Consider the following 22,011-nt stretch of genomic DNA (forward strand, 5'->3'; position numbering starts at 1 on the left):
CGTGCCGCTCACAGCCGACCGCACACCGTACTGCCTGGTCTTCTGTCGCGGCGGCACGGTCAAAGCGACGCGAAATCGAGACCGGGCAAGCGCCTTCCCGGGGTCCACGACGACCGTGTCCTGATTAGGGTGGGGCAGACCCATCCGGCTGAGAAGGAATTCGCGTGACTCCGTTCGTCTTGCAGTGCGGCAGGCCCTTGCTGCCCATCGCGCTGTCCTCGCTACCGCTCACCGCGGTACCCGAGGTGCCGTCGAAGGAGGAGTGCGACGCCCTGCTCGCCGAACTCGACGCGGTACACGACCCCCGGCTGATCGTGCTCGGCACCGACGCCTCGCTCGCCGCCGTCCTCACCCGGTTGATGCGGCGCGACCGACTCGACATCGAGCTCGCCTACGTCGCCGAGACCGCCAGCGAGGCCAGCCACCTCTTCCGCGTCGGCACCGGATCGCGCGCCGCCAAGGTCGCGCTGTCCGGCACCGCCTCCCCCACTCCCCTCATCCGTGACGACGCCGGATCGGCCGTCGTCGGACTCGCCACCGTCTCGGGGCCGTCGGGCCACCTCGTCGGCGAGGCCTACGTCGACGACACCAAGCTCTTCTCCGGTGAGGTGCCGGGCATCGAGGTCACCCCGACGCTCGAGATGCCGGGACTCCGAGCTCGGGTGCAGGGCAAGCGCGGACTGTTCCGCCGCCGCTGGATCACCGGCCGGGCGATGCAACTCGGAGCCACGGCGGCGCGTCTGACGAAGGACGGCATCGACATCCCCCGTGAGACCACCCGGTCCACCATCTACCGCCACGACAAGCAGTGGTTGCTCGTACGTTAGCGCCGACTGATACTGCTGCTCAACATCTTTCGTAGTTCTTCGGCGTCCCGTGGTCGCGATCCCGGTTCGAGCATTCCGTCCCGGACGAGGTCCGCCGCGAGCGCCAACGGCCACGGTGTCCGCAACCTGGCCCGTCCCAGCAGGTCGGTGTCCGACAGCAACGTCACCGGATCCCCCTGCACCACAGCGCCGTCCACGACCACGGCGACCGAGTGCGACCACTCCAGCGCCAGGGCCACGTCGTGTGTCGACAGCACCACGGTCGTGTGGTGATTCTCCAGGCGGTGCAGCGCGGCGAACATCTCGTCGACGCCCTGCGGATCGAGCCCGGCCGTCGGTTCGTCGAGCAACAGGATGCACGGCCGCATGGCCACGGCGCCGGCCGTCGCGACGCGCTTGCGCTCACCGTAGGACAGCTGGTGCGTCGGCCGCGACCGCAGATGGTCGATGCCCATCACCTCGAGCGCCGCCTCCGTGCGCTCGCGCACCTCGTCGGGCCCCAGGCCGAGGTTCACCGGACCGTAGGCGACGTCTCGGTACACGTCGACCGAGAACAACTGATCGTCCGGATCCTGCAGCACCAGTTGCACTTCCTGGCGATGTGCCCGCAGGCCCGACCGGCTGTGGCGCAGTGCGACGTCGTCGATCTCCACCCGTCCGCCGTCAGGAACGATCGCTCCGGACAGGCACCGCAGCAGGGTCGTCTTGCCCGAGCCGTTGGCGCCCAGGAGCGCCACCCTGGCGGCGGCGGGAACGCTCAGGCTCGCTCCGGCCAGCACCGGCGGCCCGCCCTGATACCGCACCTCGAGGTCGCGGGCGGTGAGCGTGCGGTGGCTCATGCGCGATGTCCCAGCAGGGACAGCGCCACCACGGCTCCCAGCACCGCCACGACGGTCACCAGGAAGCTCGGCGAACTGCGCTGCCGGTCGACCGGATCCGCCGAGACCGCGTCGCCGAACTCGCGACCCGCCAGCCCCGCCTCGAGCCGCGAGGCCCGGTCCCACGACTTGATCAGCACAGCGGCCGTCAGCAGACCCGCGGAATGCAGTGACCGGCGCGGCGACGAGTAGCCGAGGCGGGCGGTCTGCGACTGGCGGATCGTGCGTACCGACGACAGCAGCACGAACAGGAAGCGGTACATCACGGCGGCGACTTCGATGCATGCCTGCGGTACCCGCAGCCGTCGCAGCCCGGACAGGATGTCGATCATCGGTGTCGTGACGGCCAGCAGGAGCACGGCCGACGTCCCGGCGATCGCGTGACCGGACACCTCCAGCGCTCGTCGCGCGCTGTCGGCCGTGACCCCGACACTCCAGTCCGGCGTGGCGGTCACCGTGACGGCGACGGAGACGGCGCCGAGGGCGATGAAGGCCGCCGGTGCGGTGAGCGCACGCAGCACCGGCCGGAGCGGTGTGCGGGCAGCCCCGACGGCCGCACCGAGCGCGACCACCGTGACGATCAGCGCGCCGGGCCACGGCGGGAGCAGCAGCGCGCACAGCACGAGGCCCAGCGAGAGTACTGCCTTGTCCCCCACCGCGCGCGTGCGCCACGGACTGGCCCAGGCCGCGTCGTCGACCGCGAGACCCTGCACCTACGTCCGTTCGAGTTCGGTGCGGAGCGCGTCGAGCTTGCGCCGACCGCGCAGCGCCGCCAGCACGTACCCGAGGACGAGTCCACCCAGCGCGGCCTGCAGCGCGAAGAGTCCCGACTCCACCTCGCCCGACGTCGGCGAGAACACCGACTCGAACCACGGCACGTAGTCCGGGTGGTCCTCCTCGATCTGCGACGTGGCGGCCGAATCGGTACCGACGAACCGCTCCTCGTCGCCGCTGCGTCCCGCGTCGAGCACCAGCGCGGCGCCGACGATGAGGACGATCCCGAGGACGAGCAGCAGGTTGATCACCACGTTCCTACGCATCGACGGCACCCTTCTCGCGGCGGAGCACTCCGAGGTCCCGCAGCTCCGGCGTCGCCACGGTCCGCAGGACGCGGAACACCAGCACACCCAGCAGGCCCTCCGCGATGGCGAGCGGAATCTGGGTGACAGCGAAGATGGACAGGAACTTGGTGACGGCTCCGAGTACGCCGCTCTGCGGATCCGGGAACGCGAGCGCGATCTGCACCGACGTCGTGCAGTACGTCGACAGGTCGGCCAGCATCATCGCGAAGAACACCGACAGCGACAGACCACCGCCCAGCCTGCCGGTGAGACGGAACGCGGCGTACCCCACCCACGGGCCGACGATCGCCATGGAGAACGCGTTGGCGCCCAGCGTCGTCAGGCCGCCGTGCGCGAGCAGCAACGCCTGGAAGAGCAACACCACCGTGCCGAGGAACGCCATGACCGGCGGCTTGAACAACACCGCCCCCAGGCCGGTTCCGGTGGGATGACTCGAGCTGCCCGTGACGGACGGCAGCTTGATGGCGGAGAGAACGAAGGTGAAGGCACCGGCAGCACCCAGCAGCAGACGGCTGCGGGGGTTCTCCCGGACCTGGACGACGACGGCGCGAGCGCCGTGAACGACGAACGGCGCCGCGGCGCACGTCCAGACTGCCGCGTGAACGGGTGGCAGAAAACCCTCGGCGATGTGCACGAGTGGAACTCCTCAGATTGCGCGTCCGATTCGAGTCTCACGTGCCGGATCGGCGATCTGACTCACGGGCGACGAGGCCCGCTCACAGTGGCGCGACCGTTCCGGATTCTCACCGGATTCCCCTCGCCAGCACGTCGCAGGTACTGACCTGCCGTGTCATGGTCGCACAGGTGTTCCGATGCCTGTCACCATCCCGGCCGGCCTGCTACCAGGTGAGCTCGTCGCGGCAGGTGGCACCGTGCACCGCGGGCTCGACCTGCACGGTGGCGTGGTCCAGGCCGTAGGCCGAGAGCACTTCCTTCCCGCGGGCCAGCATCACCGATCCGGAACCGTCCGACGTGATGTGCACCGTGGCGACGTCCATGCCGGTGGTGAGGGTCCAGACGTGCAGGTCGTGGACGTCGACGACTCCGGGCAGCGCCCGCAGATCGGCCTCGAGCGCACCGATGTCCACCGACGACGGGCTGGCCTGCGTGAGGATGCGCAACGACTGGCCGGCGAGCGAGAGTGCCCGCGGCACCACCCACAGCGAGATGGCGATACCCACGACGATGTCCGCCCACGTCCAGTCGAACGCCAGGAGCAGCACACCGGCGACGAGCACCCCGACGCTGCCCACGGTGTCCGCGAGCACCTCGAGATAGGCCCCGCGTACCGCGATGGAGTCCTTCGCGTCGGCGCGGATGAGCAGCATGACGACGATGTTGGCGACGAGTCCCGCGGCGGCCGTCAGCACCATCGCGAGGCCCGGGATGTCCGGCTGGTCCCCGATGCGGCGGATCGCCTCGACGAAGATGAAGACCGCGACCCCGAGCAGCAGTACCGCGTTGGCGACAGCGGTGAGGACCTCGGCCCGGTGCCACCCGAATGTCCGTGCAGCGGAACTCGATCCGCGCCGGGCCATCGTGAGCGCGACGAGGCCCATCGACATGCCGATGATGTCGGTGAGCATGTGCCCGGCATCGGCGAGCAGGCCCAGCGAATTGATGATCAGGCCGACGGTCAGCTCGAGGGCGAAGAACGCGACGAGCACGAACCACGCGATCCCCATGCGTCGCAGCCGCCCGGTGCCGGCCTCACCAGCCGCCGGTGTGTGCGCATGTCCGTGCCCCGCTCCCATGATCGAGACCATACATGCGAATGTGTGCATATGGTGAGTCACGCTTCCCGCGGGGCTTCCGTACTCGAGGAGGGGTTGCAGCCTCCGCGGGAACACGGAACGGCTGCGGGAACCCAGAGACCTCCGGCGTCAGCGGAACGCGATGGCCATCCCGGCCGCGAGCAGACGCCGTAGCCGTTCGGGATGACGCAGGTCGTCCCACGTCCACCGCACCACATGGCAGCCGAGCGCGCGGAGGGCGTCCTCGCGCAGCTTCTCGTCGATCACCGACTGTGCTCCGCCGCGATACTTCATCAGCCCGTCGAACTCGCCCACCAGCCGACCGTCCCAGTCGAAATCGGTGCGGGCCACGATGCGACCACGATCGTCGAGGAAGCGATGCTGCAGCCTCGGCGAGGCAATCTCGGGCCACTGCATCATCAGGGCTCGGCTCCACGATTCGCCGATGCTCTCGGTGAGAGGGCTCGCGAGGTCCACCGCGCGGCGGGCGGTGGCGATGCCGCGACGGCGCCCGAGCCGTGCGAGGCACTCCTGCAGATCCGGCGCCTCCGTGCGGAGTGCGGACTCGACAGCGCACAGCGCACGATCGAGTCCCACCGTGCACGCGATGTCGAGCGCCGTCCGCGTCGGCGTCGTGACCTGCACACCGTCGACGGTGGTGACGTCCAGCGGGGACAGCGGCACCCGGTGCTCGGCGACCCTCCTCGTCGACGCACCACCTCCTCGACCGTCGACGCTCACGTGCACCCGGTCTCGGTCGGGAGCGAGAAGGGGGAGCCGATGCAGCGCCGCCGCAGACTCGTGACTGGCGACGGCCACCGCGGTGCGTCCCGCCATGACTCCGAGCACGCGCAGGCGGTAGCGCTCGTCTGGTGATGCCGACGCCCACTCCGAGCCGGGGCCGTGGGAACCGCGGCTCACGCGGACCAGTTCGCCGCGCCTCACCAGACCGCGCAGCGCCGCATCTGTCACGTCACCGGTCGCGCGGCGGTGCAGGTCCATGGCGGTGAGTGTCGATCACGCGCGGACGGGGACACGCCTTCCTGGCGCCCGCCTGTGGAGCACCCTCGTCCTGTGTACCGGCAGCTCCCGCAGGGCTTCCGTACTCGAGGAGGGGTTGCAGCTTCCGCGGGAACATGGAACGGCAGCGGGAACCCTAGTAATCGAGCTCCGGCGGCACGGCGGGGTGGTCGACGGTCGGGGGCAGGGTCGCCAGCGCGGAGATACGCGAGAGCCCCGCCACCTGGAGCAGGTCGACGACGATGGACCGGATCTGCGCGAGCACCACCACCGCGGACAGGCCGGCGTCCTGCATGAGCTCCGCCTTCGCACCGACCGCCACGTGCCGGAGAACCCGCGCTGCCTCTGCTCGGTCGGGTTGCTCGCCGGGATCAGCGAGCATCATCTTCCGCACCACCTCGGTGGCCTGCGCGAGCTTCTCGACGAGGTCGACCAGTCGGGGGTCGAGAATTTCGTCGTCGCGCACCAGGGACAGGGAGCGCCTGGCGAGAACCCGGATGTTGCGCACCGCGTTGTCCAGCGGATCCGCCGTCGCTGCCAGCTCGGCCAGGCGCTGCTTGCTGTTCCAGTACAGCGGGGAGATGCGGCTGATCTCGCGCCCGCCCTTGAGATCGGTGCGCATCGCGTCGATGGCCGGTTGTGTGGCGCGCGCAGCCTTCAGTGCCTTGGCGATCGGTTCCGCGTCGTTGGCCAGGAGACCGTCCGCGACGAGTTGCAGTACCCGGCCCGACGTGGCGATGACGGTGGCCGCGTCCTTGCGTGCGCGGCGCACGGGGTGCGTCGGCACGACGGCGACGACGGCGAGTCCCACCAGACCGCCGATCAACGCGTCGACCATGCGGTTGAGTCCGCCGGCGTTGCCCGGCGGGATGAGCGTCGCCACCAGCACGGCCGACGATCCCGCCTGCATCGCGATGATGGCGCCGCTGTCGAGGAAGACGGCGGTCGACATCGCGAGCGCGACGACCAGGGCGATCTGCCACGGTCCGGTCCCGATGAGGGCGATGATCGCGTCACCGACACCGATACCGACCGTGACGCCGACGACGAGTTCGGCCGAGCGTCGCATCCGCGCCCCGAGGGACACACCGAGCGAGACGACGGCCGCGATCGGTGCGAAGAAGGGCGTGACGTGCCCGACGACGTCCGTCGCCACGAACCACGCGATGCCCGCGGCGAGCGCGCACTGGATGATCGGCAACCCGGAGACACTCAGTCGCCGCAACGAGGCGTCGATCCGCGCGGAGCCGCGGGTGCGCAGGCCGAGATGCGGGGCCGTGAATCGTGGGTAGCTCCCGAATCGGCCCATCAAGCTGGTGCTAGCCGACGCCGAGTTCGTCCGCGGCGCGCGGATCGCAGTCCTCGAGCAGGTCGAGGCAGCGGGCGTACTCGTCCGTCTCCCCGATCGACTGCGCGGCGCGGGCCAGGACGGCCACGCAGCGCAGGAAGCCGCGGTTGGGCTCGTGGCTGTACGGCACGGGTCCGAAGCCCTTCCAGCCGTTGCGACGCAGCTGGTCGAGCCCGCGGTGGTAGCCGGTGCGTGCGTAGGCGTACGCGGTGATGGTGCGGCCGTCGGACAGGGCGGCCTCGGCGAGGTAGGCCCACGCGATCGACGCGGTGGGGTGCGCCGCGGCCACCTCCTCGGGGGCCGTGTGGTTCAGCAGAGCGGACTCGGCCTCGTCGTCGCCGGGCAGCAGGGTGGGCTGGGGACCGAGGAGATCACCGAAGGAAGTCATGACGACAGTCTCCCACGGAGCGCGCGGGAGACGTCGGGCGCTGGATAAGGTGCACGCGTGTCCCCGGATAACTCGCGCCCCGCCGCACCGCGCCGCATCGAACCCAGCGCCGCACCGAAGAAGGTGTCGACACGCTCCGGTGGACGGCGGCGCGGACCGTGGATCGCGGCGGCCCTCGTGGCCCTGCTGGCGATCGCGGGTGTCGTGGCGTTCGCACTGCTGCGGGGCGGCACGAGCGTCACGGGTCCGAGCGACGACGAGAAGATCCGCACCTCGATCGACACCTTCACCACGGCGTTGCGTGACGGCGACCTGACCGCTCTGCGCGGCGTCACGTGCGGCGCGCTGGCGTCCTTCTACGGCGGCATCTCCGAGGCCGACTTCGCCGCGACGCACGACGCCGCCGTCGCATCCGGAACGGTGCCGGTGGTACAGAGCGTCGACACCATTCAGATCACCGAAGCGGAACCGCCGGATCAGACGACGGCGATCGCACAGGTCACCGCGCGCACCGAGGGCGCGGAGCCCTCGGCGCGCACGTTCGACCTCGCGCTGGACGGCGAGACCTGGAAGGTCTGCGCCTGACCGCGCTCGTGCGCCTCTTGCGCATCCGGGGATGCGCAAGAGGCGCACGGGCGTCAGCCCGCTGACACACTCCGACCGGCGGACTTCAGGTCGTTGCACGCCTCGACGACGCGCGCCGTCATACCGGCCTCGGCCTTCTTGAGGTAGCTGCGCGGGTCGTAGGCCTTCTTGTTACCCACCTCGCCGTCGACCTTCAGCACGCCGTCGTAGTTGCTGAAGAAGTGGCCGGCGATGGGCCGACTGAACGCGTACTGGGTGTCGGTGTCGACGTTCATCTTCACGACGCCGTACTCGAGGGCCTCCTCGATCTCACTCTTGGCCGAGCCCGAGCCGCCGTGGAAGACGAAGTCGAAGGGCTTGGAGCCGGCAGCGAGTCCGAGCTTCTCGGTGGCGACGCGCTGGCCGTCCGCGAGCACCGACGGCTTGAGCTTGACGTTGCCCGGCTTGTAGACGCCGTGGACGTTGCCGAACGTCGCGGCCAACAGGTAGCGCGATCCGGCATCGCCGGCACCGAGCGCCTCGACCGTCTTCAGGAAGTCCTCGTTCGAGGTGTACAGCTTGTCGTTGATCTCCGCCTCGACGCCGTCCTCCTCGCCGCCGACCACGCCGATCTCGATCTCCAGGATGATGCGCGCCGCGGCGGCCCGGGCCAGCAGATCCTTGGCGATCTCGAGGTTCTCGTCGATCGGCACCGCGGAGCCGTCCCACATGTGCGACTGGAAGAGGGGGTTCTTCCCGGCGTCGACGCGCTCCTGCGACACCGCGAGGAGCGGACGCACGTAGGTGTCCAGCTTGTCCTTGGGGCAATGGTCGGTGTGCAGCGCGATGGTGACGTCGTACTTCGCGGCGACGACGTGGGCGAACTCGGCGAGCGCGACGGCGCCGGTGACCATGTCCTTCACACCGAGGCCGGACGCGAACTCCGCGCCACCGGTGGAAAACTGGATGATGCCGTCGCTGCCCGCGTCGGCGAAGCCCTTGATGGCCGCGTTGACGGACTCGGATCCCACGCAGTTGATGGCGGGAAAAGCGAACTTGTGTTCCTTGGCGCGGCCGAGCATCTCGGCGTACACCTCGGGAGTTGCGATCGGCACGAAGAAACCTCCACGGTGAGCGAACGGGGCACCCGATCAGGTGCGGTCACTAGCAGTATGTCAACCGAGGTGACGCCGGTCGCGCCCTGCCCGATCTACTCGCCGGTAGTTGCTGAGAGTTGCTCGTGAGTTGTACTACCCGCCACTCGGCGTGCGGGTATCGGCTGCTCTCGCCGGTACTGTGGGCGCTTGTGACTACCGTGGCCGCCTCCGTGACCGACCTCGCCCTGCTGCCGGGGTTCCTCGATCCCGTCAACCTGCTGAACTCGTTCGGCACCTGGGTCCTGGTCGGTCTGCTGCTGGTGGTGTTCATCGAGTCGGGCCTGCTGTTCCCGCTGCTCCCAGGCGATTCGCTGCTGTTCACGGCCGGTCTGATCGCCGCGTCTAAGAGCGCGGAGATCGAGCCGTTCGCGCCGCTGTGGGTGCTGTTGGTGACCATTCCGATCGCCGCGGTGCTGGGTGATCAGGCGGGATATCTGATCGGCAAGAAGGCCGGCACGGGCCTGTTCACGGACGACGCCCGCTTCCTCAAGAAGCGCTACATCGACGAGTCGCACGCGTTCTTCGAGAAGCACGGTCCCATCACCATCTTCCTGGCGCGCTTCGTGCCCATCGTGCGTACGTTCGCGCCGGTCGTGGCCGGCGCCTCGGGCATGCGCTACCGCACATTCATCACCTACAACGTCGTCGGCGGCATCGTCTGGGGCTCGGGCGTCACGCTGCTCGGCTACCTGCTGGGCCAGATCGCCGTCATCCGCGACAACGTCGACATCATCTTCCTGCTCATCGTCGCCGTCTCCGTCCTGCCCATCGCCTGGGAGGTCGGCAAGCGGATCGTCTCCTCGCGCCGCACCCCGCTCGGTGAGGCCGTCGACGCGTTCGACGGCAAGATCGACGGCAAGATCGAGCCGTCCAAGTGGTCCGAGCCGGCCCAGAGGTCGGACACTGCTCAGCGGTCGGAACCAGCTCAGTGGTCCGAGCCCGTCCAGCGCACCGAGCCCGCTCCGCGCGACTCGTCCTCGTAGATCGGTCCCCCGTTCATGCTTCTCGCCGGTAGCACCGTGCTCGCCGAAGGCGGCGCGATGGGATTCCTCGAATCGGCCGGGCCCACCCTGGTCTGGCTCATCGTGGTGTCCTTCGTGTTCCTCGAGTGCGCCGTCATCGTGGGCCTCTTCCTTCCCGGCGACTCGCTGCTGATCACCGCCGGCATCGGACTGGCCGCCCACGCCTCGGGCACCTCGCACGTGTGGGCGCTGTCCGCGGGCGCGTTCCTGGCCGCCATCGCCGGTAATCAGGTGGGGTACATGATCGGTAAACGCACCGGTCATCGCCTCGTGGCGCGCAAGAACGGCAAGTACGTCAACACCGCGAATCTGGAGAAGGTCAACCGACTTCTCGAGAAGCACGGCTTCTGGGCGGTGCTCGTCGCGCGCTGGATCCCGTGGGTGCGGACCCTGTGCCCGATGGTCGCCGGTGCCGGTGGGATGAACCACCGCCGCTACACCATCGCCAGCACGCTGGGTGCGCTCATCTGGGCACCCGTGCTGCTGCTGATCGGCTTCTACTTCGGAGCGGTGCTCGACAAGGTGTCGTGGCTGTTCCCCACCGTGCTCACGCTGATGATCGTCTCGATCGTGGTCGGCACCATCTTCGGTCTGTACCAGTACCGCAAGGAGATGAAGAAGCCGGTGGAGACCACCGAAGTGCACGATCTCTGACGGCTGACGTTCAGCCGAGGCTGTGCGCCGCCTCCATCAACATCCAGCCGCCGAGCTGGACGGAGAAGTCGCGCTCCGGCACGGACGACGACGTGACGGTGCCGGCGCTGAACCGGGCGATCGACGCACCGAACGAGGGCAGCTTGGCGATGGCGGACCAGTCGCTCCCGAACAGCGGCAGGCCCTCGATGGACAGGCAGTTGTCCCACGCGGCCTCCGCCGACGCCAGGACGATGTCGGCGGCGACCGAGCGCGCCTCGTGGTCCTCGTCGTCGTCTCCGGGCAACGACGTCGCCACCAGTGCGAGGTACCGGGCGAGGATCCCGTTGAACAGGCCGCCGTCCCCTCCCCCGCCGCCGATGATCACGCCGTCCTTCGTGAGGTGCTGCTGCACGGCGGCGACGAGTCGATGCACGCGCTCGCGGTGCTTGTCGTCACCGAGGCTGATCGCGAGTTCGGTCTCGGCGCCGAGCACGACGCCCTGGCAGTAGGAGTAGATCGGCGTCTCGACGCGGCCGTCGGCGTGGATGCCGTCGAGCACGAGATGGGTCGTCGGATCGACGAGAGTCGCGTCGATCCAGTCGGCCATGGCCTGGGCGCGCCACAGCTTGCCGGTCCGTGCGAGCAGCACCGCCGCCGGGCCGTTGGCCGGCACGTTGAAGAAGTCGCTCTTCCTGGACCAGCGGATACCGCCCCCGTGCGCCGGATCCCAGGCGTCGAACAGCTCCGACTCCAGGGCCGCGATCGCGGTGCGATTGTCGACGAGGTGCAGACGTTGCGCTCGCTCGAGGGACAGCCCCAGCCACGCCATGTCGTCGTAGTACGAGTTGGTCCAGCCGGTGAGGTTGCGCAGCCGGTGGGTGCGCGCGATCCGGGCCAGCCGTCGTCGGCGGCGCGCCGACGGCGCCCGCTCCTCGGCGTCGACCACACAGTCGATGAGGTGCGCCTGCCACCAGTAGTGCCAGCGGAAGAACAACCGCTCCCGTCGGACCGGCGGCCACGCCACGACACCCAGAGCCGTCCCCGGCAGTCCCCACAGACGGCGGACGTGGCGAGAGAAGACGGCCTCCTCGGCGGCGTCCGCCCTGGAGGACCACGTGTCGTGCATGATTCGATCCTGCCAGTACCCCTCGGCTCGGGAGCCGTCGGGCACGGTCACCAGGCCAGGTCGGGATCCGCGTGCTGCCGGATCCAGGCGTGCATCGTGATCCCGGCTGCGACACCGGCATTGATACTGCGGGTGGAGCCGAACTGCGCGATGGACACCGTCATCGACGCGGCGGCGCGCGCGTCGTCGGTCACGCCCGGGCCCTCCTGACCGAAGAGCAGCAGCGCATTCCGCGGGAGAACGGCAGTCTCGAGCGGGACGGACCCGGGCACGTTGTCGACGGCGACGACGGTCAGACCGGCCTCGGCGGCGTAGGCCATCAGTCCGCCGACGTCGGCGTGGTGCTCGATGTGTTGGTAGCGGTCGGTGACCATCGCACCGCGACGGTTCCAACGCCGACGCCCGACGATGTGCACCGCGGCGGCGCCGAACGCGTTGGCCGTGCGGACGACCGTCCCGATGTTGGCGTCGTGCGCGAAGTTCTCGATGGCCACGTGCATCGGATGCCGGCGCGTGTCCAGGTCCGCGACGATGGCCTCGCGCGTCCAGTACCGGTACGCGTCGACGACGTTGCGCCGATCCCCCTCGTCGAGGAGTTCCGGGTCGTAGCGGGGATCGGTGGGCCGAGGCCCGTCACGCTCGACGTCCCAGGCGGGTACGCCGCGCGGGTGCTCACCCCACTCGGTGGCACCCGCCTCGTCGCTGCGGTCGTTCTCGGTCAACTCAGGAATGCGACAGACGGCGGTTGACCTCGCGGGTCAGCCAGACCGGGGAGAACCGCGAGCCCATGGACAGCGCCTTGGACGGGAGCCCCACCGGGAAGTGCACCTTGTGGTAGATCCGCTTGGCGGGCTGCGTCGACTTGAAGATCGCGTCGGCGACGTCCTGCGCGGTCAACTTGATGCCCAGCGAACCGGTGGTACCGGTCTGGATCCCCTTGGTCATGGCGGTCTGCACGAAGAGCGGCCACATGGCCTTCACGGCGATGTCGTGCTTGTGCCACTCGAGGTCGAGCGCCTCGGTGAGCCCGCGCACCGCGAACTTGGTCGCGCCGTACGTGGCGAGCTCGGGCTGGCCGTAGATGGCGGAGGCGGAGCACAGGTTCACCACCTGGGCGCCGCGCGTCTTCTTCAGGTACGGGAACGCTTCGAGAAGACCGTTGAGCACGCCGCCGACGTTGATGTCGAACTGCTTGCGGTGCGTCTCGATGGCCTGCTCGGCGAACTGGCCCGCGATGAGGATGCCCGCGTTGTTGATGAGCACGTCGAGTCGCCCGCCCGCCGCCTCGTCGAACTCCTTCAGTCGCTCGGTGAACTGTGCGGTGTCGGTGACGTCGAGGATTCCCGTCGTCGACGTCGAGCCCTTCGCCGCGATCTCCTTCGCGAGAGAGGCCAGTCCCGTCTCGTCGATGTCGTACGCACCGACGTGGTACCCGGCGGCGGCGAACGTGAGTGCGGTGGCCCGCCCGATGCCGGCTGCTGCGCCGGTGATGAAGACAGTAGGTTGAGACATGTCTGAAGAGTAAAGGGTCGGGCTGAGCTGCAACAGAGCGGTGAGCCGAAAACTTACCGCCGAGTAGCTTCCGGCGTCCTCGGAGGCGCTCACGGGAGGGATCCGAGTCGATGGACCACGAGAGAGTGGGTCGGGCGGTGGCCGTGGTCACCGCCATCTACGTCGTCGTGCTGGCGGTCTGGGCGCTCGTGCTGCTCCCCAAGGCCCCGGACGGCACCGTTCCGTATCAGATCGCTGCCCTGGTCGCGGGCTTCGGCGCGGCACTGGGACTCGCGATGATGGCTGCCGGGCGCCCCACCGCCGACGAACGCCGCATGCGCGACCACGGGCTCGAGGGGTGGACCGTCGTCGACGAGGTACGGGAGGTCGGAGCCGAGACGGAGGTCGACCTCACGATCACCGTGCCCGGGACGGGGTCCTACCCGGGCACTGTCCGACGCACGGGGTCCGTTCGGTACGAGGTCGGCGCGACCGTTCCCGTCGTCGTCGATCCCGACGACCGGACGCGGATCCGGTTGTGACACCGACCGACTCGACCCGGCACCACACCGTTCTCGACACCCCGGTGGGTCCTCTCACCGTCGTGCGCACCGGGACGGCGCTGTCGGGCGTCTACTTTCCCGGTCACCGTCCGGCACCGGCTCCCGGCCGGATCGGCACCGCCCGGGCGGACGGGTTCGACGAGATCCGCGATCAGTTGGCGGAGTACTTCGGCGGCCGGCGGCGCCGCTTCGATCTCGAGCTGGCCCCGGTGGGCACCGAATTCCAGAACGAGGTGTGGGCCGCGCTCCGCACGATCCCCTACGGCGAGACGTGGACGTACTCCGCTCTGGCAGTCGCCGTCGGCCGGCCCACCTCGGTGCGAGCGGTGGCGTCGGCCAACGCCCGGAACCCGTTGTCGATCGTCGTGCCGTGCCACCGCGTCATCGGAATGTCCGGCAGCCTCACGGGTTTCGCCGGCGGCGTCGAGCGCAAACGCCTGCTGCTCGATCTCGAGTCGGGAACCCCGACACTGTTCCCGTGAGGGAGTCGACGAGCGCGTACTGAGCGCCGATGTAGGTCGCGAGCACCGCGACCTCGAGGACGTCGCGCAGGCGCGCGTCGGCCGTGGTCCGCCGCACGAGCACCATGCCGTCGGAGACGGTGAACAGCGTCGATCCGACGACGGCACGGGTGTCGCCGTCCGCACCGAGAACGGACATGGCACCGAGGGCGACGCCGTAGGCCATGGAGATCGGTGCAATGGTCGGGGCGCGTCTCGTGGCCAGCACGGCGCCGCCCGCCCATCCCGCCGCTCGAAGCAGAGCATGGTGCGGCCGCGCGCGAGAACCGTTGCGATGCAACAGTACCGACCAGCACCCCTGCATGACGGCGAACGACGACGCCCCCGCGGTGAACCGGCGATCGTCGTCCGGATCGATCATCGCGACGTCGCCGAGCGTCGCCGCCGAGAGCCCCGCAGCCAGCAGTGGCGAGCGGTGGGCGCCGGATCGCACCGCGAGAATCGGCATGAGGAGCGGCTTGCACACCGTCTGCACGACGGGTCGGTGCGTGGCGGCACCGACGATGGTGCCCGCCGCAGCGACGGCGTAGGCCAGGGCCGTGGCCCTGCGGACCAGCGTGGCGGACGACCCGGACGGCATGCGGACACCGTAACCGACCCCACACTGGATTTCGATAGTTAGCTTATGTAACGTTAAGGGAGTGCAGACCACGGCGATGCGAACCGACGAACTGCGGACACTGCTGTCCGAACTGGTCACCACGACCTCGCGCTTCACCCGGCTCGCGGCCTCGGTCGCGCCCGCGGAGCATCCCCGTACGTGGTCGCGCGCGCTCTCCCTGCTCGACGAGTACGGCGCGATCCGGATCAGCGAGTTCGCCCGCCTCGACCGATGCTCGCAACCCTCGGCGACAGCCCTGCTGCGCACGCTCCACGAGAACGGTCTCGTCGACCGCATGACGGATCCGACCGACTCCCGCGCCGTGGTCGTGTCGATCTCGGACCGCGGACGCACCTGGCTCGCCGACTCGCGTCGCGCCATCGGCGACGGACTGCTCCGCCACCTGGGCGAGCCCGATCCCGACCAACTCCGACGCATCGTCGAGGGCCTCGACGACCTGCGCTCGGTACTCAAGAACACAGCACGAAAGGAACACCCGTGACGACGATCGAGGAGAAGAAGGACGCGTCCCAGCCGAGCCTTCTGCAGCAACCGAAGGCCGTGTGGGCAGTGGCGTTCGCCAGTGTCATCGCCTTCATGGGGATCGGCCTCGTCGATCCCATTCTCAAGCCCATCGGCGAACAGTTGAACGCGACACCGTCGCAGGTGTCTCTCCTGTTCACGTCCTACATGCTGGTGACGGGCGTGGCGATGCTCGTCACGGGCGTCGTCTCGTCGCGCTTCGGCCCGAAGAAGACACTGCTGGCCGGTCTCGCGATCATCATCGTGTTCGCCGCGCTCGCAGGCTCGTCGAGCACCATCACCCAGATCGTCGGATTCCGCGCCGGCTGGGGACTGGGCAACGCACTCTTCATCGCGACCGCCCTGGCGACGATCGTCGGCGCCGCGAGCGGTGGCGTCGCGCGGGCCATCATCCTGTACGAGGCCGCACTGGGCATCGGCATCGCCACCGGCCCACTGGTCGGCGGCGTCCTGGGCAGCATCAGCTGGCGGGGCCCGTTCTTCGGCGTCGCCGTCCTGATGGCCGTGGCCGTCGTGCTGCTCGTCGTCATGCTGCCGGAGGGCGAGAAGCCCACGCACCGAACCTCTCTCGCGGACCCCTTCCGCGCACTGCGGCACCGCGGGCTGCTCACGGTCGGCATCACGGCACTGCTGTACAACTACGGATTCTTCACCCTGCTCGCCTACACGCCGTTCCCGCTCGACCTCGGCACCTACGCGATCGGCTTCATCTTCTTCGGCTGGGGACTCGCGCTCGCGGTGGCCTCGGTGTTCCTCGCACCGCGCCTGCAGCGCCGGTTCGGGACGCTGAACATGATGATGCTCGCGCTGCTCCTCTTCGCCGCCGACCTCGCCGCGATGGCTCTGTTCACGGAGAGCAAGCCGGTTCTGATCGTGTGCGTCGTCCTTGCCGGACTGTTCCTCGGCGTCAACAACACCCTCATCACCGAGACCGTCATGATCTCGGCGCCGGTCGAACGGTCCACCGCCTCGGCGGCCTACAGCTTCGTGCGGTTCGCCGGCGGCGCTGCCGCCCCGTACCTCGCCGGCAAGCTCGGTGAATCCAATGTGCACGTGCCGTTCTGGGTGGGCGCCGCCTGCACCTTCCTGGCCATCGGCGTCCTGGCGACCGGCCGGAAGGTCCTCGCACACGTCGACGACCACGACCCGGCACCGCACAGCGTCGACGAGGCGACAGCGCTCACCGTCGGCGACTGACCAGGGAAAACCGAATCACACCAGTCACATTCACCGCATGAACACCATCTGCACCAAAGGTCACACTTCGATGACGAAGTAACTCTGAAGTAAAGGTCTAGGCGGACCGGAAGGTACGTTCTGTTCGGTCGGGGGACGCGTACACCATTCTTCACCGCTTCTCGGATACGGCAGGAATGCCGTCTTCGGTATCGAAAGGCCATTCATGTCGGACAAGTCCATCACCCGTGCCCGCAGGACGCGGCTCGCTGCAGCAGGCGCCGTGCTCGCCGTGTCGCTGGCTGTCGCCGCACCCGCCGTGGCCGTCGCCCAGCAGGATCCGCCGGACAGCTCGGAGAGCAGCGAGTCCTCCTCGAGTACCACCACCGAGGCTCCCGCCACGTCGAGCACCGAGCAGGCTCCCTCGGCGACGGATGCGCCGCCGGTCACCACCGTGCCCACCACCGCTCCCCCGGCCCGGCCGCTGCCGCAGGTCACCGGTTCCGTCGTGGTCGACGACGAGGGCAACTCCTCCATCAAGGTCGACATCGACGCGAAGCTGACCGAGGACGAGAAGAAGGCACTGCAGGTGGCCAAGGACGCCACCAAGGCCGCCGTCGACGCCATCAAAAAGGCGCAGGCATTCCTCGACGACGCCATCGCCGCAGCGCAGGGCGGCGACGCCGCTGCCGAGGCCGAGGTCGACGAAGCGAAGGCCGAGCTCGAGGCATCCAAGGCCGAGGAATCGGCGTCGGTCGCCGAGCAGGAGAGCATCGTCGCCGCCGGTGTCGCCGCCAAGGCGCAGGAAGAGGCGGACGCCGCCAAGGCTGCAGCGGACGAGGAGAAGAGCAAGGCGGACGCCGCTCAGGCCGAGGCCGACGCTGCGAAGGACAAGGCCGACGAGCTCGAGGGCGACGCTGCCGCGGATCCGACCGAGGCAGAGTCCGCGCGTGCGGACGCCGATGCGAAGGCCGAGGCCGCAGCCGCCGCGCGCACCGCCGCGGAGGAGGCCACGAAGGCTGCCGAGGAGTCGCTGAAGGCCGTCGGTGACGCGTTCGCGACGCTCGACGCCGCCAAGGTCACCACGGCGATCCAGGCCGCGTACGCGAAGGCGTCGACGCTCTTCGCCGCTGTCGTCAAGGCAGCGACGACGCAGGTGGCCGCCACGGTCGCCGAGGAGAACGCGAAGCGGCTCGAAGCAGCCGGTGACGCCGAGGCGGCAGCAGCAGCCGAGGCCGCCGCAGCAGCGAAGGCCGAGGCCGAGGCAGCTGCGAAGGATGCCGCGGACAAGAAGGCCGCCGACGAGGCTGCCGCGGAGAACGCCGCCAAGGAGACCGTCACGGTCGAGGTCGGCGACGAGAAGAAGGAGGACGTCGAGGTCGCGACCATCGACTCCACCACGGTCGAGGTCACCGCCTCCGGAATCCGTCTCATCGGCTTCTACGTCGACGGCCCGACGCGCACGTTCAAGGTGGTCGACTACTTCACCGACGACGAGGAGGGCAACGTCATCGTCGCCGGCGAACTGCCGGAGATCGGTCTCGTGTCGTCCGAGTCGAGCCTCGCGGGGTCGGATCAGGCGAGTGCCTCGAACGACGAGGGCGGACTGCCCGTCGCCGCGATCGGCACCGGCGTGGCCGTCGTCGCCGTCGCGGGTGTCGGTGCGTTCGCACTCTCGCGTCGCAAGGGCACTCGCTCCTGACGACCGAGCGCGTGGGTGCGGGGGCTCTCTCGGCCCCGCACCCACGCGCTCTCGGCGTTTTGGGATGATGAAGACATGCCGACACTCGCCTACGTCATCGCCGGATCCGAAGCCACGGGAGGCGCCGGCCTGCAGGCCGACCTCAAGACGTTCGAGCGGCTCGGGGTCTACGGCGTCGGCACCATCACCTGCATCGTCTCGTTCGATCCGAAGGCCGGGTGGGGCCACCGTTTCGTCCCCATCGCGGGACCGGTGATCGCCGACCAGATCCAGGCGGCGACGGCTGCCCACTCACTGGACGTCGTGAAGATCGGCATGCTCGGCACACCCGAGACCGTTGCCACCGTCGCCGAGTCGCTCCGTCAGCAGCCGTGGCGACACGTCGTCGTGGATCCCGTCCTCATCTGCAAGGGCCAGGAGCCGGGCGCGGCGCTGGACACGGACAACGCCCTGCGCGCCGAGATCCTCCCGCTCGCGACCGTCGTCACGCCCAATCTCTTCGAGGCGCAGACCTTGTCGGGAATGGACTCGATCGAGTCCGTCGACGATCTGTCGGAGGCCGCCCGCCGCATCGCGGACCTCGGACCGCGCTACGTGGTGGTCAAGGGCGGCGCGGGTCTGCCCGGCGACGAGGCCGTCGACGTCCTGTTCGACGGTACCGACGTCTCGGTGTTCCGTGCGCCGAAGATCGGCGAGGAGCGCGTCTCCGGAGCCGGCTGCATCTTCGCCGCCGCCATCACCGCCGAGCTGGCGAAGGGTTCCTCGGTCCAGGACGCGGTGGCCACGGCCAAGGACTTCGCGCACGCCGGCATCGTCGGCCGCGTGACGACGAACGCGCCCTTCACCGCCGTCGGCTGGCAGTAGAGCTCAGAGGTTCAGGTCGCCCAGACCGAGGAGGGACCGGTACTCGAGACCCTCGGCCGCGATGACCGCGTCGGCGCCGGTGGCGCGGTCCACCACCGTAGCGACGCCCACCACGACGGCACCGGCGTCACGCAGAGCCGCGACGGCCGTGAGCGGGGAGTTGCCGGTGGTGGTGGTGTCCTCGACGACCAGGACCCGTTTGCCCACGATGTCCGGGCCCTCGATCTGGCGCTGCATGCCGTGGGCCTTGGCCGCCTTGCGGACGACGAACGCGTCGATGGGACGGCCCGGCGCGTGCATCACCGCCAACGCGACGGGGTCGGCACCCATGGTGAGTCCGCCCACGGCGTCGAAATCCCAGTCCGACACCAGTTCTCGCATGAGCTGCCCGATGAGCGCACCGGCGCGGTGGTGCAGTGTCGCACGGCGGAGGTCGACGTAGTAGTCGGCTTCCGTGCCCGACGACAGCGTCACCTTCCCGTGCACGACGGCCAACTCGCGGACCAGTTCTGCCAGTTCGGACTTCTCGGTAGCTGCCACGAGCAGTGAATCTATCGGGTGCGCTCAGGCGGCGTGCTGCGGCGCCCGCAACCATGCCGTGTCGGCGTCCGCGGTCTCGGCGAACACCTCGGGCGCCCGGACGCCCAACAGCCGGACGACGGGTCCGGACAACGGCGAGTCGGCGAGCGAGGCCAATGACGAGGCCTGCGTGTTGTACACGCGGACGGCCCCGGCGACGCGATGCTCGATGCGATCGAGTTCCGTTGCGGGCGAGCTGAAGTCCCACCCGAGAGGCCCACTGGCCCGACCGTCGAAGAGCACCTCGTGCAGCGCGACCGACAGCGCGTTCTCGGCGCCGGCCCGGGCGCCGAGCTCGGCGCGCCGATCCCGCATCATGGCCGACAGCGACCGCGCTCCGACGAGTTGGTTCACGGCGGCGCGGTCGAGATCGGCGTCGACGGCAGCGCGCACGAGATCGGGGATCACGGCCCGTCGTCGATCGAGCTCGATTTCGAGCAGGTTCAGTCCGGCAGCGACGGAGTCGGCCGACCGACGTGTCCGCCGGACGACCGACACGATCCAGCCGATACCGATGATCATCACGAACGCCACCAGGGCCACAACAGTCACACCAGAAACATAGCGCCGTCGAGTGTGAACGTCGACCCGAGGTCGAGGGTTCGCCCCGGCCGCTGGAGCCTACGTGCGACCGCGCGCGCTGCCGACCAGGGAGACCACGCGGCGAGCGATGGTACGGGGCACCAGACGCGATACCGAAGTCAGTGACTTGTACTGAAGCCCAGGCACACTCAGCACGGTGTTCTTCTCCAGGTCGGCGAGCGAGGCGTCGACGACCTGGTCCACGGAGAGGTACATGAACGACGGAATCGACGACATCTCGATGCCGGCGCGCTCGTGGAACTCGGTCCGCACGAAGCCCGGGCACAGAGCCTGGATACGGACGCCGGTGCCGGCGAGACCGCCCGCGAGACCCTCGCTGAACGAGACGACGTACGCCTTCGATGCGGAGTACGTGGAACCGCGACCCGACATCAGGCCGGCGACGCTCGCCACGTTGATCACCGAGCCCTTCGCACCCGCGATCATCGACGGCAGCGCCGCGCGGGTGAACTGCATGACGGCGGTGACGTTGACGTCGAGCTGCGACTGCAGCAGCGCGGGATCCGCCGTCCAGAACTCGCCGGACGTGCCGAAGCCCGCGTTGTTGATCAGGACCTGCACGCCCTCCTGCAGTCGGGCGACCACGGCAGCGCGGCCCTCCTCGGTCGCGAGGTCCGCGCCCAGGATCTCCGACGAGGTGCCGTACGACGCGCGTAGCTCGCCGGCCAGTGCCTCGAGCCTGACGGTGTCGCGGGCGACCAGGACGAGGTCGTGGTCACTGGCGGCGAGACGGCGGGCGAACCCGCCGCCGATGCCGGACGTCGGACCGGTGACGAGGGCGATGGGCCGCGGTGTTGGAGTCGACATGCGCACGAGACTAACGGGTGAGGTTCCTCACGGCAGCACGTGGCTGATGAAACGATCAGTCGTCGCGTCCGGGTGCTGCGCGGCGTCGCGAGGGCGGCAACACGTGCAGAAGGCCGGACAGGCGCGTGACGGCGTCGATCGCGGCGTCCCAGTCGCGTCCCGAACTGCCCACCGGAACGGTGCCCAGCGTCCACGGACCCTCGCTCCACAGCAGCTGCACCACATCGGGCACCGAGTGCGTGAAGGCGACCATGCGCTGGTCACAGACTCGCCGTGCCACGTCGAGGTCGGTCGCGAAGATGATGCGCGGACCCAGCGAGCCGAGGAGCTGCATGTCGGCCTCCTTCGGCGGCGGCGTCGTGCGGGACCGCAGATCGAGGTCGACGTCGGATCCCACCTCGCGGCGCACCGCCACGACGGTCGCGGCGTCCTCGAGGTCGAACAGGACGAACTCCTCGCCGCGTCGCACACCCTCGACCACGTCGACGGCACCGAGGAACTCCTGGTTCGCCATGGCCGCGCGCGAGAAGGTCGACGGCAGGTCGGGATCGGCGGGAACGTAGTGGTAGCCCTGCGCTTTCGCCCAGATCTGACGCACCCGGCCCTGCTGTCCGCGGCGGGCGCGATCGATGTACAGCAGTGCCACCGCACCGAGGAGTGCGATCAGAGCAAGGCCGAACCACATCGCTGTCATCGCTCTCCACTGTACTTTTCCCGGGGCACGGCGCCGTCGTCGGCCCATCGTGTCATTACCCGCCG

Annotated in this window: 27 protein-coding genes and 1 riboswitch; of the genes, 10 read left to right on the forward strand and 17 right to left on the reverse strand. The window is 69.3% G+C overall.

Features of this window, described 5'->3' with window-relative positions; genetic code table 11:
- The first annotated feature begins 164 nt into the window (after window positions 1-164).
- Window positions 165-827: a hypothetical protein gene (locus HQ312_RS13000; protein ID WP_027506407.1), complete on the forward strand. Its 663-nt coding sequence runs from the start codon at window positions 165-167 to the stop codon at window positions 825-827.
- On the opposite strand, the gene HQ312_RS13005 is transcribed toward HQ312_RS13000, so the two are convergent.
- From HQ312_RS13005 to HQ312_RS13040, 8 genes are all read right to left on the reverse strand, one after another.
- Complete coding sequence (locus tag HQ312_RS13005; protein WP_222638848.1) at window positions 824-1,666, reverse strand: energy-coupling factor ABC transporter ATP-binding protein; 843 nt, start codon at window positions 1,664-1,666, stop codon at window positions 824-826. The genes HQ312_RS13000 and HQ312_RS13005 overlap by 4 nt on opposite strands.
- On the reverse strand, window positions 1,663-2,418 hold the full coding sequence (cbiQ, locus tag HQ312_RS13010; protein WP_222638849.1) for a cobalt ECF transporter T component CbiQ: 756 nt from the start codon (window positions 2,416-2,418) through the stop codon (window positions 1,663-1,665). The genes HQ312_RS13005 and cbiQ overlap by 4 nt, the downstream gene beginning before the upstream one ends.
- Window positions 2,419-2,745, reverse strand: coding sequence for an energy-coupling factor ABC transporter substrate-binding protein (locus HQ312_RS13015; protein ID WP_222638850.1), 327 nt, complete (start codon window positions 2,743-2,745; stop codon window positions 2,419-2,421).
- The gene (locus HQ312_RS13020) at window positions 2,738-3,421 is read right to left on the reverse strand and encodes an energy-coupling factor ABC transporter permease (protein WP_204869804.1); all 684 of its coding nucleotides are present in this window, start codon (window positions 3,419-3,421) and stop codon (window positions 2,738-2,740) included. The genes HQ312_RS13015 and HQ312_RS13020 overlap by 8 nt, the downstream gene beginning before the upstream one ends.
- Before the next feature lie 33 nt (window positions 3,422-3,454).
- A riboswitch (cobalamin riboswitch) is annotated at window positions 3,455-3,584 on the reverse strand.
- A gap of 42 nt (window positions 3,585-3,626) precedes the next feature.
- On the reverse strand, window positions 3,627-4,541 hold the full coding sequence (locus tag HQ312_RS13025) for a cation diffusion facilitator family transporter (protein ID WP_222633144.1): 915 nt from the start codon (window positions 4,539-4,541) through the stop codon (window positions 3,627-3,629).
- Between the two features lie 129 nt (window positions 4,542-4,670).
- Window positions 4,671-5,543: a type IV toxin-antitoxin system AbiEi family antitoxin gene (locus HQ312_RS13030; RefSeq protein ID WP_222638851.1), complete on the reverse strand. Its 873-nt coding sequence runs from the start codon at window positions 5,541-5,543 to the stop codon at window positions 4,671-4,673.
- Between the two features lie 154 nt (window positions 5,544-5,697).
- Window positions 5,698-6,870: an aromatic acid exporter family protein gene (locus tag HQ312_RS13035; protein WP_204869801.1), complete on the reverse strand. Its 1,173-nt coding sequence runs from the start codon at window positions 6,868-6,870 to the stop codon at window positions 5,698-5,700.
- Between the two features lie 10 nt (window positions 6,871-6,880).
- A complete protein-coding gene (locus HQ312_RS13040) occupies window positions 6,881-7,297 on the reverse strand; it encodes a DUF3151 domain-containing protein (RefSeq protein ID WP_027506413.1) in 417 nt (138 codons plus the stop codon).
- A 57-nt stretch (window positions 7,298-7,354) separates the two neighbouring features.
- On the opposite strand from HQ312_RS13040, the gene HQ312_RS13045 reads away from it, so the two are divergent.
- The gene (locus HQ312_RS13045) at window positions 7,355-7,882 is read left to right on the forward strand and encodes a hypothetical protein (protein WP_222638852.1); all 528 of its coding nucleotides are present in this window, start codon (window positions 7,355-7,357) and stop codon (window positions 7,880-7,882) included.
- A 53-nt stretch (window positions 7,883-7,935) separates the two neighbouring features.
- Here the strand turns inward: HQ312_RS13045 and fbaA are convergent, their stop codons facing one another.
- Complete coding sequence (gene fbaA / locus HQ312_RS13050; RefSeq protein ID WP_027506415.1) at window positions 7,936-8,976, reverse strand: class II fructose-bisphosphate aldolase; 1,041 nt, start codon at window positions 8,974-8,976, stop codon at window positions 7,936-7,938.
- 191 nt (window positions 8,977-9,167) lie between these two features.
- Here fbaA and HQ312_RS13055 point away from each other — a divergent pair, with 191 nt between their 5' ends.
- Window positions 9,168-10,001, forward strand: coding sequence for a VTT domain-containing protein (locus HQ312_RS13055; protein ID WP_308123887.1), 834 nt, complete (start codon window positions 9,168-9,170; stop codon window positions 9,999-10,001).
- Between the two features lie 15 nt (window positions 10,002-10,016).
- Entirely contained in the window at window positions 10,017-10,694 is a 678-nt protein-coding gene (locus HQ312_RS13060) for a DedA family protein (RefSeq protein WP_051613508.1), read from the forward strand.
- Window positions 10,695-10,704: 10 nt separating this feature from the next.
- Here the strand turns inward: HQ312_RS13060 and HQ312_RS13065 are convergent, their stop codons facing one another.
- The 3 genes from HQ312_RS13065 to HQ312_RS13075 are packed head-to-tail and all read right to left on the reverse strand — an operon-like array spanning window position 10,705 to window position 13,314.
- Window positions 10,705-11,802 carry a glycoside hydrolase family 76 protein gene (locus HQ312_RS13065; RefSeq protein WP_222638853.1) on the reverse strand — a complete coding sequence of 366 codons (1,098 nt, stop codon included), beginning with the start codon at window positions 11,800-11,802 and terminating at the stop codon, window positions 10,705-10,707.
- A gap of 47 nt (window positions 11,803-11,849) precedes the next feature.
- Window positions 11,850-12,524 (reverse strand): RNA methyltransferase, encoded by a 675-nt coding sequence (locus tag HQ312_RS13070; protein WP_056443675.1) that lies wholly within the window; start codon window positions 12,522-12,524, stop codon window positions 11,850-11,852.
- Between the two features lies 1 nt (window position 12,525).
- Window positions 12,526-13,314: an SDR family oxidoreductase gene (locus HQ312_RS13075; RefSeq protein WP_027506419.1), complete on the reverse strand. Its 789-nt coding sequence runs from the start codon at window positions 13,312-13,314 to the stop codon at window positions 12,526-12,528.
- A gap of 110 nt (window positions 13,315-13,424) precedes the next feature.
- On the opposite strand from HQ312_RS13075, the gene HQ312_RS13080 reads away from it, so the two are divergent.
- The gene (locus HQ312_RS13080) at window positions 13,425-13,835 is read left to right on the forward strand and encodes a hypothetical protein (RefSeq protein WP_222638854.1); all 411 of its coding nucleotides are present in this window, start codon (window positions 13,425-13,427) and stop codon (window positions 13,833-13,835) included.
- Window positions 13,832-14,338, forward strand: a complete 507-nt coding sequence (locus HQ312_RS13085) for a methylated-DNA--[protein]-cysteine S-methyltransferase (RefSeq protein WP_222626475.1) — start codon at window positions 13,832-13,834, stop codon at window positions 14,336-14,338. Before HQ312_RS13080 ends, HQ312_RS13085 begins: the two co-directional genes overlap by 4 nt.
- Here HQ312_RS13085 and HQ312_RS13090 read toward each other — a convergent pair.
- Complete coding sequence (locus HQ312_RS13090; protein WP_222638855.1) at window positions 14,259-14,957, reverse strand: lysoplasmalogenase; 699 nt, start codon at window positions 14,955-14,957, stop codon at window positions 14,259-14,261. The genes HQ312_RS13085 and HQ312_RS13090 overlap by 80 nt on opposite strands.
- Window positions 14,958-15,033: 76 nt before the next feature.
- Here HQ312_RS13090 and HQ312_RS13095 point away from each other — a divergent pair, with 76 nt between their 5' ends.
- The 4 genes from HQ312_RS13095 to thiD all read left to right on the forward strand — a co-directional run bounded on the left by HQ312_RS13095 (window position 15,034) and on the right by thiD (window position 19,263).
- Window positions 15,034-15,480: a MarR family winged helix-turn-helix transcriptional regulator gene (locus tag HQ312_RS13095; protein ID WP_222638989.1), complete on the forward strand. Its 447-nt coding sequence runs from the start codon at window positions 15,034-15,036 to the stop codon at window positions 15,478-15,480.
- The gene (locus HQ312_RS13100; protein WP_222638856.1) at window positions 15,477-16,718 is read left to right on the forward strand and encodes an MFS transporter; all 1,242 of its coding nucleotides are present in this window, start codon (window positions 15,477-15,479) and stop codon (window positions 16,716-16,718) included. The genes HQ312_RS13095 and HQ312_RS13100 overlap by 4 nt, the downstream gene beginning before the upstream one ends.
- A gap of 205 nt (window positions 16,719-16,923) precedes the next feature.
- The gene (locus HQ312_RS13105; protein ID WP_222638857.1) at window positions 16,924-18,399 is read left to right on the forward strand and encodes a hypothetical protein; all 1,476 of its coding nucleotides are present in this window, start codon (window positions 16,924-16,926) and stop codon (window positions 18,397-18,399) included.
- Between the two features lie 75 nt (window positions 18,400-18,474).
- A complete protein-coding gene (thiD, locus tag HQ312_RS13110; RefSeq protein ID WP_222638858.1) occupies window positions 18,475-19,263 on the forward strand; it encodes a bifunctional hydroxymethylpyrimidine kinase/phosphomethylpyrimidine kinase in 789 nt (262 codons plus the stop codon).
- Window positions 19,264-19,266: 3 nt separating this feature from the next.
- Here thiD and pyrE read toward each other — a convergent pair whose 3' ends face one another.
- The 4 genes from pyrE to HQ312_RS13130 all read right to left on the reverse strand — a co-directional run bounded on the left by pyrE (window position 19,267) and on the right by HQ312_RS13130 (window position 21,937).
- On the reverse strand, window positions 19,267-19,803 hold the full coding sequence (pyrE, locus tag HQ312_RS13115) for an orotate phosphoribosyltransferase (RefSeq protein ID WP_037186299.1): 537 nt from the start codon (window positions 19,801-19,803) through the stop codon (window positions 19,267-19,269).
- A 24-nt stretch (window positions 19,804-19,827) separates the two neighbouring features.
- Window positions 19,828-20,394 carry a hypothetical protein gene (locus HQ312_RS13120; protein ID WP_156380596.1) on the reverse strand — a complete coding sequence of 189 codons (567 nt, stop codon included), beginning with the start codon at window positions 20,392-20,394 and terminating at the stop codon, window positions 19,828-19,830.
- A gap of 69 nt (window positions 20,395-20,463) precedes the next feature.
- Complete coding sequence (locus tag HQ312_RS13125; protein ID WP_222638859.1) at window positions 20,464-21,252, reverse strand: SDR family oxidoreductase; 789 nt, start codon at window positions 21,250-21,252, stop codon at window positions 20,464-20,466.
- A 55-nt stretch (window positions 21,253-21,307) separates the two neighbouring features.
- Window positions 21,308-21,937 carry a hypothetical protein gene (locus HQ312_RS13130; RefSeq protein ID WP_056444305.1) on the reverse strand — a complete coding sequence of 210 codons (630 nt, stop codon included), beginning with the start codon at window positions 21,935-21,937 and terminating at the stop codon, window positions 21,308-21,310.
- Window positions 21,938-22,011 lie beyond the last annotated feature (74 nt).

This window comes from Rhodococcus sp. BP-316 (assembly GCF_019836105.1).
Classification (GTDB): Bacteria; Actinomycetota; Actinomycetes; order Mycobacteriales; family Mycobacteriaceae; genus Rhodococcoides.